Below are 16,136 nucleotides of genomic sequence, written 5' to 3' on the forward strand. Positions count from 1 at the left end.
CAGTGCCATCCGTCGGATCGGTGCCATCGGTCGGATCAGTGCCATCCGTCGGATCGGTGCCATCCGTCGGATCCGTGCCGTCGGTCGGATCGGTGCCATCCGTCGGATCAGTGCCATCCGTCGGATCGGTGCCGTCCGTCGGATCAGCATCATCGTCGTCGCTGCCAAAGGCTATCAGGCCCGCGCCCAGACCTGCGGCGCCAAGGGCGATCATCTCATCAGTGTTGAGCATCCCGGTCCCCGCCCCTTCAGGGTCTTCCCCGGGGACGGGATTGATGACCGTGCCATCCCCCAGAACCAGCAGATGTGGTTCACCATTGGCGGCGGGCTGGTAGAAGCCATTGATCCGGATCGCTTCCCCGCTTTTCAACTCCACCACAAGATCGTCGCCGGATTTGGCATACTGCTGAATATCTGCCCTCAGGGCGTGAATCGGCACATCCTTGATCGTGCCTGCCTGAATTACGTTTTGTGCCATTGCGCGCTCCAGTATTTGGTCCCCTCGGGGAAGGTCCGAATGATGGGGCCTGCGGCCAACAACATCCAATAGTATGCATGCTATATACATACTATTGGATGTGTCAACTGAGTCGCAGGCCACGCCGCCTGCTGCCGCCGATCCGCGTGCAGGGTTGCGTCGAAGGGCGCGCGGAGGGTTTTGGCGGAAATCAACATCCATTGCAGGACGGCCAGATAATGACGCCAGTCGTAAATCGACTTTGGTGGCAGCTTGTGACTGCGTTCGATCACGCGCGTATGTTCGCGCAGGATGTTGCCCTCGGCCGCAACGACCAGCCGGTCGGGATGCCAGAGCTTGAACTGGTCACAAAGATCTTGGGGCTGCTCTATCGACAGGCTCAAATCTACAGTCGTCAGGGTGTGGCCTTGACCGTTCGAACCTCACCGATTGGGTCGGTCGGGCCGCCTTCGAACTCCGCACCGTTTATACCGCGCTGATGGCCGATCTGAAGTGGCCACAGAACTGTTCATGGATGTGACCCGTGCCCCCAGTCCTTGACCCCGGGGGTAGAAAGACCAAGTCGGGATACTTCTGGGCCTTGGCCCGCGATGACCGGCCCTGGGGTGGCACGGCACCGCCGAGCGTGCCCTTCACCTATGCCTTTGGCCGGGGCGGGCAGCATGCCGAGCGCATCTTGCAAGGCTTCGGCGGCATCCTGCACGTCGATGGCTATGCCGGTTACAACTTGCAGGTCGGACAGGTAAGCCTTGTCGACTGCATCCTTGAAGAGAAGGCTCTTGCTGCGCGCGAGGATCAATGCCGTCCGTGCCGCCTTACGCTCTTCAGCCGGGTCAATTCCTTGACGAATGCTGTCTTTGGCTTCACGAGCGCGCTCCCGTGCCATCGCGAGAGACTTCCGGGAATGCGCCCAACCCGATCTCTCTGCGGCGCCCACCAACCAAGACCCCAAGCATCCAGTTTCGGGCACCAGTGGGGGTGATCTGCAGGGCCAGACCTGAAACGCCACCGACCGGAAACAGGACGTTACGCCCGCGCCCGGGATGCACCAGACGTTTCACTTCGAGCGCCGAAAGTTCCTTGGCAATCCATGGCAAAATTCTTCCCCACATTAAGGGTACGAGCATATGCGACATGTGGCAACGGCCTACGACGCGCGGGATCTCAAATATCTATAAAAACTAAGTATTTGTCTACTAGATGCGACAGGACGCAATGGAAAATTGGCTGCCTCCGGGTTCCGCCATTTCTCCCTCAGTCCCTTGCAGACGGTCGTCTGGAATTCTCCGGATTGGCAACGCCTATGGGCTTTCCGCCATGGACATGTTCCGGGATTTTGGTGGAAGGCACGCAATGTGCACAAGCTGACGCAGGAAGATGAATCCTGAAGGTCAGGCTGCGGCTTCAGTCCCTTATAGCGATGACTATATCGCAGTGCCTGACCCACAGCGCCAGGTCTTCATCGCGATCAGAGGATAAGGGCCTGCCCTGCCCCCTCCCGATCAGACAAGCGTCAGACCCGCCCCCTCGACCGTCTCACCGATCACCGAGGCTTGGGCGAACCCGTGGCGGTGGAACGTGTCGCGCACGGCGTCAAGGCTTTCGGGTGCGCAGGCCACCAGCAATCCGCCGCTGGTCTGCGGGTCGCTCAGCAAGGCGCGGTCGGTTCCGGTCAGACCGTTCAGATCGACCTCATCGCCATAGCTGGCCCAGTTCCGCCCCGAGGCGCCGGTGACATGGCCCGCTTCGGCCAGCGCCCGCACCCCGGGCAGCAGCGGAACGGCGGCCCAGTCCAGCCGCATTGCGCAACCCGATCCGCGTGCCATTTCAAGTGCATGGCCCGCCAGACCGAAGCCGGTCACATCCGTCATCGCATGGACACCGTCGATCCGGGCAAGTTCAGGGCCGGGCGTGTTCAGCCGCGTCGTGCTGTCGATCATCGCGCGATAGCCCTCCGCATCCAGCAGCCCCTTTTTCAGGGCCGAGGAATAGATGCCGATGCCCAGAGGCTTGCCCAGCACCACCACATCGCCGGGCCGCGCGCTGCGGTTGCGCTTGACCTGTGCGGGATCGACCAGACCCAGCGCGACAAGGCCGTAAATCGGTTCAACAGAATCGATGGTATGCCCGCCCGCGATGGGAATGCCCGCCGCACGACAGGCCTCGGCCCCGCCATCCAGCACCGCGCGGATCGTTGCGGGCGACAGCACATTGACCGGCATCCCGACCAGCGCCAGCGCGAAAATCGGTGTCGCCCCCATCGCATAGACATCAGAAATTGCATTGGTCGCCGCGATCCGCCCGAAATCGCGCGGATCATCGACCACCGGCATGAAAAAATCCGTTGTCGCCACCACGGCCTGCCGGTCGTTCAGCTGCCAGACAGCGGCATCATCTGATGTCTCGATGCCGACAAGCAGCTCTGCCGGGACCGGCAGTGCTGCCGACCCGCGAAGGATCTCTTCCAGAACGCCGGGGGCGATCTTGCAGCCACAGCCGCCGCCATGGGCAAGCGAGGTCAGGCGCGGTTCGGTCATGGCATCTCTCCGTCAGGGTTTCGAAAGCGCCGCGATGTCGCGGACAAGGGTTGCGGCAAGCCCCTTCAGGGCCTCGGGGTCCAGCGCGGCCGCTTCGACCCGGATCGCATCACCGTCAATCCGCTTGCGGCTGCGCGCATAGGCCGGATCGTAATGCCATGTCATGAGGTCTGCGGCGAGTGTTTCAAAATCGCCTGCGGCGATCAGGCCATGCCAGCCCTCGATCCGCGTTGCGGGCTGATAGGGGCGCAACCGGTCCACGGCCCGGGCCAGAAGCGCGGAATCGGCCGTCATATCGGCATAGCTGCGCGCGAGATAGCGCGCGCGGGTGCGGCGTTCCGCCATGATCTCGATACGCGGCGCATGGCGCATGGCCTGCAGCAGCGGACCGGGCAATTTGATCCGCCCGATCATGCCGCTTTCGGCCTCGATCACCACGGGGCGGGCCGGGTCAAGCACATCACAGGCCATGGCAAGCTGCCCCTCAAACCCGGTCTGGCAGGGCTGCACCCCCATGGAACCGAAGATCGACCCGCGATGGTTCGCCAGCGCCTCAAGATCCAGCACCTGTGTGCTCATGCCGCGCAGCAGATGCAGAAGTTCGGTCTTGCCGCTGCCGGTATTGCCGTCCAGCAGAACGACCGGCGTTGCAAAGGGCCGTTCATACAGCGCCCCCAGCACCAGACGGCGCCACGCCTTGTAGCCGCCGCTGATGGTTTCGGCCCGCCAGCCGATCTGCCCGAGGATCGTCGCAAACGACCCCGACCGTTGCCCGCCGCGCCAGCAGTAAACCAAGGGTCGCCAGCCCCCGGGCCGGTCGATCAGCACCTCTTCGATATGGCGCGCGGCATTGCGCGCGACCAGCGCCGCCCCGATCTTACGGGCATCGAAGGGGGAAACCTGTTTGTAGATGGTGCCGACCCGCGCACGTTCCTCATCATCCAGAACCGGCAGGCTGATTGCCCCGGGAAGATGGTCCTGCGCATATTCTGACGGGGAACGGACGTCGATCACGTCATCGAAGCCAAGCTGACGCAGGTCAGAAAGAGCGGTGAGTGTGACTGGCATGCGTGGGGCGATCCGATCTATGGGGCAGTCCTAGCCCAGCGGATCACAGCTCGCCAGCGAAAACACCGATGCGTAAAGCGTGCAGATCAATGCGGCGGGACCGCATGGTTCATGCGGATCCTGGCCTGTGATCCCGGGCTGCGATCCCGCCCCATTCTCGCCCCATCCCGGCCCCGTCACCGAAAAGGCGCATCCCCGCCCTTCCCATCCGACCGCCGGTTGCCAATGCGCGCGGGATTTCCTATTTTCCGGGCCGAGGACGACCTCACCATCATGGTCATCATTCGGGACGGCCCGGTATCAGGAGATCAGCCTATGGCCTGGATCTTTCTTTTCGCCGCCGGGATCCTTGAAATCGTCTGGGCCTATTCGATGAAGCGCTCGGACGGCTTCACGCTTCCCACCCCGACCGTCATCACCATCGTCACGATGATTGCCAGTTTCGCACTGCTGTCCGTGGCGATGAAAACGCTGCCGCTGGGCACGGCCTATACGATCTGGACGGGCATTGGCGCAGTGGGGGCCTTCGTCGTCGGAATCACCGTTCTGGGAGAGGCCGTCACCCCCGCCCGGATCATCGCGGCCCTTCTGATCGTCAGCGGCATCGTGTTGATGAAGCTGGCCAGCCCGCATTGAACCGTCATCGCGGAAAGGGCCGACCGGGCATCCCGCGCGGGGTCCGGTCCGCCCCTGACGCCGTGATGACGGTCAAATTCATTTGACGCGCCACTTGCGCGGTTTCAGACTCTGCGCCATGCGGTGCCGGTTGCTCTTCCTTTTTCTGCTCTGCCTTCCTCTGCCTGTCCGGGCCGGGACGGCACAGGATCTGCTGGCGGAAACCTTCCTGCTGGCCCAGACCGCGATGAGCAGCGCCGCCGGGCAGGCGCTGTCCCAGATCGGGCAGCGTGCCGCCGCGGGCGACGGGGTTCTGGCCGATCTCTTGCGCGACCGGCAGGCGGTGGAAAAGCAGCTTGCCGATACCGAAACCGCGCTGACCGATCCCGCTGCGGACCCTGTTCATCTGACCGGTGAGGCCGAGGCCCTTGCCGCAAGGATCCGTGAGATCGACACAAGGATCGGCACGGAATTCCCGCGTTTTGCCGATCTGACCCGCCCACGCCCCGCCCCACTGACCGAGGTGCAGGCGCTTCTGGATGCCGATGAGGCGCTGATCCTGATGTTTTCCGGCGCAGAAAAGACCTTTGTCTGGGCCGTCACAGCCAAGGCCGCCGCATGGCATGCAGTCAGCACCGACCCCGCGACACTGGCAGATGTGGTGGCCCGCCTGCGCGAAACGCTGGATCCGGCCTCGGCCCCGGTCCGGGCGGCGGCGGCACTGGATAGCGGATTCGCGCCCTCTGCCGCTGCCTTTCCGCGCGATCTGGCCTGGCGGCTGCATGCCTTTCTGCTGGCCCCGCTGATGCCGGTTTTCGGCACGGCACGGCATGTCTATATCGTGCCGGACGGCCCGCTTTCCGCGATCCCTTTTGCGCTTTTGCCCACAGAACCGCCCGAGGGCGCGGATGACGACCCGGCCGCCATGCGTGCCACACCCTGGATGATCCGCCAGCATGCGCTGACGGTGCTGCCCGCCGTTGACAGCCTGCGGGTGATCCGCGACCTGCCGCCGCCCGATGCGGGCAGACGGGCCTTCATGGGCTTTGGCGATCCCGATTTCGGCGGCACGATGCAGGTGGCCGGTCTGACGCAGGATCTGGCACAGGGGCCGGGTGTGATGCGCGGCGGGCTGGCCGATCCCGACCAGTTGCGCGCGCTGGCCCCACTGCCCCAGACCCGTCGTGAACTGCGCGCCATTGCGGCAACGCTGGGGGCAGCGCGTGAGGATGTGGTGCTGGGAATGGCGGCCACGGAACGCGCGGTGAAAAGTGCCACCCTGTCGGATCGCCGGGTGCTGGCCTTCGCGACCCATGGCCTGCTTTCGGGGGAAATCCGGGGGCTGGATGAACCGGCACTGGTCCTTTCCCCCCCCGACCGCCCGGATGCGGCGGATGACGGGCTGCTGACCGCCTCGGAAATCGCGGACCTGAACCTTGATGCGGATTGGGTCATCCTGTCGGCCTGCAACACCGCCGGAGGGGAGTCACCGGGGGCCGAGGGGCTTTCAGGACTGGCGCGGGCCTTTCTGTTTGCCGGGGCGCGCGCGGTGCTGGTTTCGCACTGGCCAGTGCGCGACGATGCCGCAGCACGGCTGACGACCGAGGCTTTCGCGCGACTGGCCTCGGGCCGGGCGACGGGCAAGGCCGAGGCGCTGCGCCAGTCGATGCTGGCGCTGATGGAAGATGACAGCGACCCGACACTGGCGCACCCGGCGGCATGGGCGCCCTTCATCCTTGTCGGAGACGGGCGATGATGGGACCACCCGCGATGACTCGAAAACGGGCGATGACCGCCGTTCTGCCCCGCTGTCTGCCGCTGCTGCTGGCGCTCTGGCTGGCCTCGGTCCCGGGCGGCAACGGGCGGGCCGATGCGCAGACAATGGCCATGCCCGACCCCTATGCGGTCATTGACGGGCTGTCGCCCTTTATGGAGACGGGCGACATGGAAGGCGCATGGCGCTATCTGGACCGGTCCATCCGTGAGGCGCGGCGGTTGGGGCCGCTGTCGCCCGATTGGGCGCTGGTCTTTGCGATGCTGGCCGACAGTATCCGCAATATCGGTGAAAACCCCGCCTATGCGCTGCAGATCACCGATCAGGGGCTGGATCTTGCCCGTCTGGGCGGCGCGGATTACGCCAATGAGGCGGCAGCATTGGAAGTATCGCGTGCCTATGCGCTGGCCGATCTGGGCCGCATGGCCGAGGCGGTGGAAACCGCCACGCTGGCCCTGCCCGCGCTGCGCGCAACCTTTGGCGATCAGGCAGCGGATGATCTGGAAAGCTATGCACGCGACTGGGCGCAGGGCGATCTGACGATCTTCAACACATCGGCGCTGGTGCTGGCTCGCCGCGCGCTGGACGGGGCCGAGGCCGCCTTTGACCGCGGCGACCATATCGCCGCCCTGACCGCCGCCGCCCGCGCCGATCTGCCCGAGGGCGCGGGCTTCGATCCTGGGGAAACCGCGCTGTTGCGGGCCGAGGCGCTGGCGCTGTCGGGGCGCGCGCTGTTTCTGATGGGACGCCTGCCCGAGGCCAGCGCCACGCTGGACGAGGCGGCGGCGCAGGTGCTGCATCCCGGCTGGCAGACGGGCGATGTCCGCTGGCGCCAACCGCCGCCGCAGGATCCCGCATCACGCGCCCGCCTGACCGAACTTTTCTTCTGGCATGCGCGCGGATCAATTGCCGCCGGACAAACCGATGCGGCGGACCCCGCGCTGCGGATTGCCGGAACGCTGAACGACCGCGCCGCATGGCGGGTGACGCTGCTGCTGCCGCAGGTCCAGATCGCACAGGCCAAGGGCGATGCCGGTGCCGCCGACCGCCTGCTGGCCCGCGCCGAAGCCGAGGCAAAGGCGCAGGGGGACGCCGACTATGCCACGCTGATGCGGTTTTACCGCGCCAACAATCAGGCCGCGATGGCCCCGACCTGGGAAGCGGTCGACCTTGCGGGTCTGGAACGGGCGACCGAGGCGGCACTGATCGCCGCCGCCGCCGGGCCGTCCTCGATCAGTCCCGATTTCATCCGCACCGAGGCGGCCGGGTTCCTTGCGGGCGCGGGTGCGCATGAAAAGGCCCTGCATCTGTTGCGCGGCATCGACAGCACTGCCCCCGCCCGCACGCAACAGGACCGGCAGGAACGCAGGCAGCAGGCCGAGATCCACCTGGGATCGGCCCATGCCATTGCCAGCCGCGACCCGGACGCCTTCTGCCCGGATGTCGAGGGGCTGGGCTGCGTGATCTACAGCCGCGCCCGCGACTGACCGGCCCCCGGGCGCGCAGGTGCCTAACCGGGGATGATCTCGAATTTCACCACATCGACCATGCCGCGATCGGTGATCTTCAGCGCCGGGATCACTGGCAGCGCCAGAAAGGCCAGTTGCAGGAAAGGTTCCTCCAGCGTGACCCCAAGGCCGCGCGCGGCGGCGCGCAGATCGACCAGCCGTTCGCGCACGACCTCAAACGGGTCAAGGCTCATCAGCCCTGCGACCGGCAGCGCCAGTTCCGCCAGCACCCGCCCCCCGGCGGCGACGACAAAACCGCCCTCGATTTCCGAAAGCCGGTTCGCGGCCAGCGCCATATCGGCGTAATCCACCCCCACCACCGCGATATTGTGATGGTCATGGCAGACGGTCGAGGCGATGGCCCCGGCCTGCAATCCGAAGCCGCGCACGAAACCATTGGCGATATTGCCGTTCCTGCCGTGACGTTCGATCACCGAAATGCGGATCAGGTCGCGGGCCGGATCGGGGCGCTTGTCGCCGCCCTCGGGTTCGATGTCTTCGCGCAGATGATCGGTGATGATCTTGCCTTCGACGATCCCGATCACATCGGTCGCGCTGCGGTTGCCGGGGCTGCGGAAATCCTGCGCTGTCACCCGCGGCGCGCGCACCGAATTGCGCCCGACCGGCGCAAGGGCGGGCCGCGCGGCAAAGGCCGCCGCATCCACCACCCGCCCGCCCGCCAGCACCAGCCGCGCATCGCAGGCGGCCAGATCCGCCACAGCCACGATATCGGCCCGCTTGCCCGGCGCGATCTGGCCGCGATCCTTCAGCCCGAACGCCTCGGCCGCCGAAAGGCTGGCCGCGCGATAGGCGGCCAGTGGCGGAGTGCCCAGCGCGATCAGCCGCCGGATCATGTAATCCAGATGGCCATGTTCGCCGATATCCAGCGGATTGCGGTCATCGGTGCACAGGCACAGATAGGCCGATGTCGCCTCGGTCAGCACCGGCTGCAGCGCCTCCAGATCCTTGGAAACCGATCCTTCGCGGATCAGCACCCGCATCCCCTTTTGCAGCTTTTCCAGTGCTTCGGCCGCCGTTGTCGCCTCATGTTCGGTGCGGATACCGGCGGCGATATAGGCGTTCAGGTCACGCCCCGTCAGTTGCGGGCAATGGCCGTCGATATGACCGCCCGCAAACAGGCGCAGCTTGTCCATGGCGCCCGGATCACGATGGATGACGCCGGGATAATTCATGAATTCCGCAAGGCCGATGGCCGAGGGATGCCCCATCAGCCCCGCGATATCCGACGCCCCAATCTCGGCCCCGGCGGTTTCCATATCGGTCGAAGGCACGCAGGAGGACAGTTGCACCCGCAGATCCATCAGCAGATGGTGGCTGGCCTCCTGAAACCAGCGGATGCCGTCCACTCCGATGACATTCGCAATCTCATGCGGATCGCAGATCGCGGTGGTGACGCCGCGCGGGGTCACGCAGCGATCAAATTCATGCGGGGTGACAAGCGAGGATTCGACATGCAGATGCGTGTCGATAAAGCCCGGCACCAGCGTCAGGCCGGAAACGTCGATCACCCGCGCGGCCTCATATCCCGCACCGATGCCCACGATCACCGCGCCGCAGATCGCGACATCGCCCGGGATCATCGCGCCTGTCACAAGGTCGAAAACCTGCCCGCCGCGCAGCACCAGATCGGCCGGCACATCGCCCCGCCCTGCCGCGATCCGCCGTTCGAGTTCATCCATCGCCAAGGTCTCCATCCTTTGCGCCAGCAAAGCAGGAAAACGGGCCGAAGGTCCAGCCCGGGCAAAGCAGGGGGGCCAGCCCCCCTGACCCCCCGGGATATTTCCGGACAGAAAAAGGGGGGCGGGCGGCGCATTGCTTGCCCTTGCGCGCTTGCGACCCCAGTATAAGGAGCCAAGACCGGAGAAATCATGTCTGCCCCCTTTGTCTTCGACAACAGCTATGCCCGCGATCTTGAAGGATTCTATACGCTCTGGCCCGGGGCAGTCGCGCCTGCGCCGCGCATCCTGCGGCTGAACACCGAACTTGCGCAGGAACTGGGTCTGGACCCTGCGGCGCTGGATGCCGAGGTTCTGACCGGCAGCCGCGCGCCCGAAGGGGCCCAGCCCCTTGCCATGGCCTATGCGGGCCATCAGTTCGGCGGGTTTTCCCCGCAGCTGGGCGATGGGCGCGCGATCCTGCTGGGCGAGGTGATCGACAGCAAGGGCGCGCGGCGCGACATCCATCTGAAGGGTTCGGGCCGCACGCCGTTTTCGCGGGGCGGCGACGGCAAGGCGGTGCTGGGGCCGGTCCTGCGCGAATATCTGATCGGTGAGGCGATGCAGGGCCTTGGCATCCCCACAACCCGGGCGCTGGCCGCCTGCACCACCGGCGAACAGGTGCTGCGCCAGAACGGGCCGGAACCGGGCGCGGTGCTGGCACGCGTCGCCGCCTCACATCTGCGGGTCGGAACGTTCCAGTTCTTTGCCGCACGGCGTGAGGTGGACCGGGTGGCGCAATTGCTGGATTATGCGATTGCTCGCCATGACCCCGATCTTGCTGGAAAAACCGCCAGCATTTCGGACAGGGCCTTGGCCTTTCTGGGCCGGGTCACGGCACGGCAGGCCGACCTGATCGCGGCCTGGATGTCGGTGGGGTTTGTCCATGGCGTGATGAACACCGACAATATGACGATTTCCGGTGAGACCATCGACTATGGCCCCTGCGCCTTTCTGGATGCCCATCACCCCGAGGCGGTGTTTTCCTCCATCGACACGCAGGGGCGCTATGCCTTCGGCAATCAGCCGGGGATCGCGCAATGGAATCTTGCGCGGCTGGCTGAAACCCTGCTGTCGGTGATTGCACCCGGGGATGCGGAACAGGCCATTGCCCCGGTGACGGCGGTGCTGGAAGGCTTCCCCGATCTTTACCGCGATGCGTGGTTGCGCCGGATGCGGGCGAAACTGGGGCTTGAACGCGCGATGGCGGGGGATGAAGCGCTGATCACCGGCCTCCTTGACCTGCTGACCGCCCATGGTGCCGATTTCACCCGGTCCTTCCGGGCCCTGTCCGGGGATCGGGCGGTTCTGACCGCGATGATCAGTGACCGGCCCGCGCTGGAGGACTGGCTGGGCCGCTGGCAGCAGCGCGCCGCGCAGGAGGAGGCCCCCCCCGAGGCGCAGGCCGCCCGGATGCGTGCCGCGAACCCGGTCTATATCCCACGCAACCACAAGGTCGAAGAGGCGCTGACCGCCGCCGGTCAGGGCGACATGGCCCCGTTTGAGCGGCTGTTGTCGCTGGTCTCGGCCCCTTTCGATGCGGTGCCCGGGGCCGAGGGCCATGCCCTGCCCGCGCCTGCCGGGTTCGGCCCCTATCGCACCTTCTGCGGGACCTGATCCCGCAATCCGGACCGCGTGTCAGCGCCCGGATTTGTCACGCCAGCTGTCGATCCAGCGGCCGAACCGGCCCCGCGCCGCGCCGGCCCGGTCCTCGACCGCGTCGATACGGTCGCCGATCCGGTCCATGGTCGGGTCGATCGTGCGTTCGCGGAACTGCGCCCACATCCGCCAGAACAGCACAAGGAATCCCGCCACTGTGGTCAGGATCACGATATTGATCCATGGAAAGACCCGCGCATCCGGGCCTTCGACCGGCCAGACCGAAACCGCATTGGGAAAGATCGTGAAAAACTCGTTGCGCCAGCCATAATGCCGGACTGCCACCCATTGCGGGGTCGCATTGGTGGAAATCAGGTTCGTCGCCTGCGCCTGCAGGTTGAAGCTGTTGATCTTGAAATAGGGCGGCCAGCCCCATCCGGTATCCTGATTGCGGTAAACCATCGGCCGGTCATTGGCGCGGAAGGTCTGAATGAAGAAAACATCGTAATTCTGGCCGCTGGAACTGCCCACCTCGGGCGGTGACCAAAAAAATGAGTTTTCGCCGAAATCAATGCGCCGCGTCTCGGTGCCGACGATCCGCACAATATCAACCTGCGGCAAAGTGTAGTGGAAGAACGACAGGACCAGTGTCGCAATCACCGTCAGCAGGGTCCATTTCACATAGCGCATCGGGCCATCCTCAGCCGAAATTCAGAACATAGAGCAACACCAGAAAGACCAGCGTCGGAATGATATAGACCAGCCACAGGAGCTTGCGCCGCAAACCGCCCTGATAGGCGGTCATGCCGGCCTCGATATAGGCATCCCGCTCTCCGGGGCCCTGCGCCGCATCCCATTCCTTTTCAAGTTCCTCACGCCGCAGGGAGCGGGCATAGATCGACAGCAGCACATAAAGCACCGTCATGACGACGAAGCCGATAATTGCCAGACGCACCATCGCAACCATCAGGACCGCTTTCGCAAGGCGCCCCAGGGGCCGACAAGATCGACCATCGTGGGGCTGGGTTTGGGTTCGGGGCGCTCGGCCTCATCCATCCCCGGTTCGGGGCCGAACAGCGCCGCGCGCGCGCCTGCCTTGTCTACCTGATACTCCCGCGCAAGGAAATCCGCGACATAGCCGCGCTTGCGATCCGACCATGTGGCATAGCTGGCGTAGAACAGTTCCTTATGCGTGATGAACATCTGCCGCACATCCAGCGGGGCCAACTGGCTGAGCAGCATGTTCACCAGATCGCGGTCGGCATGGGGGCGCGAGCGCAGCGTGTAGAAATAGGCCGGATGTTCCGAGGTGATGCGCGGCCAGTCGCCCCCCCCTTCAACCCAGGACAGAAGCCGCGCAAGGCCCTTGAATTCATCCGGCAGTGCCGCCCCCAGCCGATGCGCGATCTTGCGCAGATCGGTGCGGGTGGCATTGCCCAGATCAAGCTCCAGCGCCTCGGCGGCATCGACAAGGATGAAATCCATCTTCTGGCGCAGGACGGCCGCACTGTCCATGCCGCGCGCCTTGACGATGGGTTCAACCAGCCCGTTGCGTTCCAGCCAGTCGGCAACCATGTTGCGCATCGACAGATCCATGACCTGACCGACGGGCATTTCGCCAAGGTCTTGAACCGGCCCGACCGAAATCACCGCCGGAGCCTTCACCGTGCGGAAAACATAAAGCCCGCCGAAATGCGAGGTCCAGAAATTCGGCTGCTCAAAACCCATGGCGGGCAGTGAAATCGGCACGCGGGTGACATCGCCGGTGCGCTTGGCCAGACCGATCATCTCGGCGATCAGCAGATCATTGCGCCAGCCATCGGGGGTGCTGCGAAAACGGTCGATCAACTGGCCCAGTTTGGCCGCATCGGCAACATGGCCGCCAATCGTATCGGCCTCGATGGTGATGCGGCGGATATCCAGCAGGCGCGCGGGCGTGTTCATCTCATAGACGGAATTCGCAAGCTCCCCCGCCACGGCATCGCGGGCGGTCAGGGCAAATAACTGCGCCTCATTGGCCTCATAGAACTGGCGCAGAATGCCGCGCGAGGTGGAAAATTTGGCATTCAGCAAGGGCGCGGCCTTCTGCGCCGTGGTCAGCAGGATGAACTGCCGGTTGCAGCCATTGGGGTTGAGATAGATGTCATTGCCCAGCTCATCGCCGATTTCCGGCGAATAGCCGGAAATGTCGATGTGGAAATCGGTCAGTTGCGTCGTCTTGCCGGTCAGGTGTTTCAGCGCACGATTGTAGCGTTCGATGAGGGCGGGGGAGGAGATTTCGACAAGATTGCCGAACATCAGGCCATGCTGGATGAGGCGTTTCATGGGGCCAGCCCATTATTTGCATCCACTTCCATTCGAGCGATTACCCTCTGACAAATCTGGAAAAAATGGTCATCAATTGACGCGAATTCAGCACTATTTTCTTTTTTTGATAAGGCTTCCACCTTCAAATCCAACGCAGAATCCAGCTTCCCAGCCTCAGGATCAGATGAATTGATAAGCAATAAGATCTCAAGTCGTAAAGAAATTAACTGCTCAAGCGCAACTTTTGCACTTTCCCTTGTTATTTGATCCTTGTGACCGCTACTTAACCCAAACGTTAAATCCGCACTAAGTTGGAGTTGAATTGCAGCATAACGGCGCACGGCAGATCGAAACTGCTCAATCTTGACTTTTTTATCATCGAATATCCGAATTTGACGCTGTAGTTCTCTGCTCCTTGCCTGTGACTGGAGATTTGCACGATTAGTGAAATATGCAACCACTCCAGAGGCTATAGCAGTAAGAACCGGCAGACCAACAGCAACTACGATGGCTTGATGCTCAACAACCCAGCTATTTGCGGTCGACCAAAAATCACTCACCCCTTCCCCTCCAGCCACCGCCGCTTGGCCTCTTCCTGCCGTCCGAAATCGCGCACCATGTTCGAAATCGCCACCTCATCCGACTTGTCGGCATAGCGGAATTCCGAATCTGCGTATCGGTTGATCTCCTGAATCACCATTTCCACCGTGATCTTCGTGGTCATGCCCCGGATCATCGCCAGCTTCTCGTCATAGGGTTTGAACAGGAACAGATCGGGGTTTTCCATCCATTCGTCGGGAAGTTCAAAATCCATCGCGCGGACCTTCACCGCATCGGTGATGTTCTTGATCGCGCGGCCGGTAAAGCGCGGATCGGCCTCCTGGATCGCCTTCAGATAGCTGCCGATCTTGGCAATCGTGTCCAGGGGGCCCAGATCGCGGGAAACCCGTTCCCAGACCGCGATCAACCCTTCCTCATGCGGGCGGGAATGGGATTCAAAACTGGCCGACACCGCGCGCTTGATTTCCTGTGCGGCGAACAGCTCATGCGCGCCCAGCGGAATGTCGTGGTTCCGGCCCATCAGCAGCGACAGGATGTCGATGTAATCCTCCCGCGTCTGGGGGCCGTCTACCAGAAATCGCGCCCCTGCCCGCTGGCGCAGGGCGTCATCCACATTCTCGGGGAAGTTCGAAAACATCCCGAAGGTGCAATTGCCGCGCACGACAGTATTCGCCCCGGCAAAAGCCTCCATGAAAACTGCCGTCACCTCCTGCTGGCCCGCGCTGGATTGCCGGTCGCCGCGCTTGCCCGCGATCTGGTCGATATCGTCGATGGTGCCGAAGCCGATCACGGCGGAGTCAAGCACATTGGTGATGAAGGCTTTGGCATTCTGCCCCGATTTGCCCTGATAGCTGTCGATCTGGTCGATGCTGAAATTCTGATAGCGGAACGGATAGCCCGCGACCTTGCAATAGTCATTCAGCAGCCCCGCCATCATCTGGATCAGCGTGGTCTTGCCCGTCCCCGGCGCGCCATCCCCCATGAATGTGAAGATGAATCCGCCCATTTCCGCGAACGGGTTCATCTTGCGGTCGAAATCATAGGCCATCAGCATCTTCGAGAGCCGCAGCGCCTGATATTTGGCGATATGGTTGCCCACCACCTCATGCGGTTTCTTGAAGGTCATGGTCAGCGCCGTGCCGCGCGCCGCGCGGGCAGGCTTGAACCCCGCAATGGTCAGGCCATCGGCCTCAATCCGCCAGCTTGCCCCGACAAAGCCCGCCAGCCGCGCCGCCGTTTCGGCCCGTTGGGCGACCGAGGCCATCAGAAGTTCCGCATAGGCCAGAACGGTTGCCACAAGGCTGCCATCGTCGCTGGCATGGGTGGCGATCATCTGGTCCAGTTCCCAGATCGCGCCATGCAGGGCCAGCGGCGCATTGTCGGTCAGCACCTCATCCACCGTGCCCAGATCGACGGCGCGTTCGCTGGCCTGCGCGGACAGAAGGAAAGCCGCCGCATTGGCAAAGGTGTAAAGCACCGCCAGCGCCTCGGCGGCGAGAAGCTCGGTGAATTCGGCCTTGCGGTCGGCGGCCAGCCGGTTTTCCAGATTGGCCTTCTTCAATTCGGTCAGTGGCGTGGTGCGGGCAAATTCCGCGCCAACGGCCAGCGCGATGGCCAGCGCACGGCGCAGACCCTGCCCGACAGCGGCCTGCACGGGGGAGGTCAGCGGATCATCCTCATCCTTTCCGGCAATCCGGTCCATCAGGCGCACGCCCTCGGCCCGCGCGGTGGAGCGCGTGACCAGCCCCGGCGTGGTGGAGCGGAAGCGCCGCCCCATCGCCGCCACCCCGGGGGAGCGTTCGGGCGCTGTGGCCGCCTGACGCGGGCTGGCGATGCGGGGCGTATGGTCCAGCCCGATCAGCATTTCGGTCGCGGCAGGGTAATGCGCGCGGATATCCTCTTCGCGCAGTTCCATCGTGTCACGCGTCGCCATCGTTACCTCCTGCCGTTGCG

At 64.0% G+C, this 16,136-nt stretch carries 15 protein-coding genes and 1 pseudogene; 5 read left to right on the forward strand and 11 right to left on the reverse strand.

What is annotated here, in order from left to right; all coding sequences use genetic code 11:
• The coding region (locus JL811_RS13830; RefSeq protein ID WP_202689306.1) for a BapA prefix-like domain-containing protein at positions 1 to 478 on the reverse strand (478 nt) is incomplete at its 3' end.
• 80 nt (positions 479 to 558) lie between these two features.
• Positions 559 to 861 (reverse strand): hypothetical protein, encoded by a 303-nt coding sequence (locus JL811_RS13835; protein ID WP_202689548.1) that lies wholly within the window; start codon positions 859 to 861, stop codon positions 559 to 561.
• On the opposite strand from JL811_RS13835, the pseudogene JL811_RS13840 reads away from it, so the two are divergent.
• A pseudogene (locus JL811_RS13840) lies at positions 844 to 1,205 on the forward strand (IS66 family transposase); the annotation flags it as partial. The gene JL811_RS13835 and the pseudogene JL811_RS13840 overlap by 18 nt on opposite strands.
• 136 nt (positions 1,206 to 1,341) lie before the next feature.
• On the opposite strand, the gene JL811_RS19985 reads toward JL811_RS13840, so the two are convergent.
• The 3 genes from JL811_RS19985 to mnmH all read right to left on the reverse strand — a co-directional run bounded on the left by JL811_RS19985 (position 1,342) and on the right by mnmH (position 4,083).
• The gene (locus JL811_RS19985; RefSeq protein ID WP_237684993.1) at positions 1,342 to 1,614 is read right to left on the reverse strand and encodes an Arm DNA-binding domain-containing protein; all 273 of its coding nucleotides are present in this window, start codon (positions 1,612 to 1,614) and stop codon (positions 1,342 to 1,344) included.
• A gap of 366 nt (positions 1,615 to 1,980) precedes the next feature.
• A complete protein-coding gene (gene selD / locus JL811_RS13850) occupies positions 1,981 to 3,015 on the reverse strand; it encodes a selenide, water dikinase SelD (protein WP_202689307.1) in 1,035 nt (344 codons plus the stop codon).
• Positions 3,016 to 3,027: 12 nt separating this feature from the next.
• Positions 3,028 to 4,083, reverse strand: coding sequence for a tRNA 2-selenouridine(34) synthase MnmH (mnmH, locus tag JL811_RS13855; RefSeq protein ID WP_202689308.1), 1,056 nt, complete (start codon positions 4,081 to 4,083; stop codon positions 3,028 to 3,030).
• A gap of 315 nt (positions 4,084 to 4,398) precedes the next feature.
• Here mnmH and JL811_RS13860 point away from each other — a divergent pair, with 315 nt between their 5' ends.
• The 3 genes from JL811_RS13860 (at position 4,399) to JL811_RS13870 (ending at position 7,959) form a co-directional block, all read left to right on the forward strand.
• Positions 4,399 to 4,719, forward strand: coding sequence for a DMT family transporter (locus JL811_RS13860; RefSeq protein WP_202689309.1), 321 nt, complete (start codon positions 4,399 to 4,401; stop codon positions 4,717 to 4,719).
• A gap of 130 nt (positions 4,720 to 4,849) precedes the next feature.
• Entirely contained in the window at positions 4,850 to 6,454 is a 1,605-nt protein-coding gene (locus JL811_RS13865) for a CHAT domain-containing protein (RefSeq protein ID WP_202689310.1), read from the forward strand.
• Positions 6,451 to 7,959, forward strand: coding sequence for a hypothetical protein (locus JL811_RS13870; protein WP_202689311.1), 1,509 nt, complete (start codon positions 6,451 to 6,453; stop codon positions 7,957 to 7,959). Before JL811_RS13865 ends, JL811_RS13870 begins: the two co-directional genes overlap by 4 nt.
• A 23-nt stretch (positions 7,960 to 7,982) precedes the next feature.
• Here JL811_RS13870 and ade read toward each other — a convergent pair whose 3' ends face one another.
• On the reverse strand, positions 7,983 to 9,680 hold the full coding sequence (ade, locus tag JL811_RS13875; protein WP_202689528.1) for an adenine deaminase: 1,698 nt from the start codon (positions 9,678 to 9,680) through the stop codon (positions 7,983 to 7,985).
• A gap of 189 nt (positions 9,681 to 9,869) precedes the next feature.
• Here ade and JL811_RS13880 point away from each other — a divergent pair, with 189 nt between their 5' ends.
• A complete protein-coding gene (locus JL811_RS13880) occupies positions 9,870 to 11,333 on the forward strand; it encodes a protein adenylyltransferase SelO (RefSeq protein WP_202689312.1) in 1,464 nt (487 codons plus the stop codon).
• A gap of 21 nt (positions 11,334 to 11,354) precedes the next feature.
• Here JL811_RS13880 and JL811_RS13885 read toward each other — a convergent pair whose 3' ends face one another.
• The 5 genes from JL811_RS13885 to JL811_RS13905 are packed head-to-tail and all read right to left on the reverse strand — an operon-like array spanning position 11,355 to position 16,116.
• Positions 11,355 to 12,005 carry a DUF1523 family protein gene (locus JL811_RS13885; protein ID WP_202689313.1) on the reverse strand — a complete coding sequence of 217 codons (651 nt, stop codon included), beginning with the start codon at positions 12,003 to 12,005 and terminating at the stop codon, positions 11,355 to 11,357.
• A 10-nt stretch (positions 12,006 to 12,015) separates the two neighbouring features.
• Positions 12,016 to 12,282, reverse strand: a complete 267-nt coding sequence (locus JL811_RS13890) for a hypothetical protein (protein ID WP_202689314.1) — start codon at positions 12,280 to 12,282, stop codon at positions 12,016 to 12,018.
• Positions 12,282 to 13,640 carry a DUF6638 family protein gene (locus tag JL811_RS13895; protein ID WP_202689315.1) on the reverse strand — a complete coding sequence of 453 codons (1,359 nt, stop codon included), beginning with the start codon at positions 13,638 to 13,640 and terminating at the stop codon, positions 12,282 to 12,284. Before JL811_RS13895 ends, JL811_RS13890 begins: the two co-directional genes overlap by 1 nt.
• The gene (locus tag JL811_RS13900) at positions 13,637 to 14,182 is read right to left on the reverse strand and encodes a hypothetical protein (RefSeq protein ID WP_202689316.1); all 546 of its coding nucleotides are present in this window, start codon (positions 14,180 to 14,182) and stop codon (positions 13,637 to 13,639) included. The genes JL811_RS13895 and JL811_RS13900 overlap by 4 nt, the downstream gene beginning before the upstream one ends.
• Positions 14,179 to 16,116: an AAA family ATPase gene (locus JL811_RS13905; protein WP_202689317.1), complete on the reverse strand. Its 1,938-nt coding sequence runs from the start codon at positions 16,114 to 16,116 to the stop codon at positions 14,179 to 14,181. The genes JL811_RS13900 and JL811_RS13905 overlap by 4 nt, the downstream gene beginning before the upstream one ends.
• Positions 16,117 to 16,136: the final 20 nt, after the last annotated feature.

Origin of the sequence: Szabonella alba, from assembly GCF_016765775.1 — a bacterium.
Lineage (GTDB): Bacteria > Pseudomonadota > Alphaproteobacteria > Rhodobacterales > Rhodobacteraceae > Szabonella > Szabonella alba.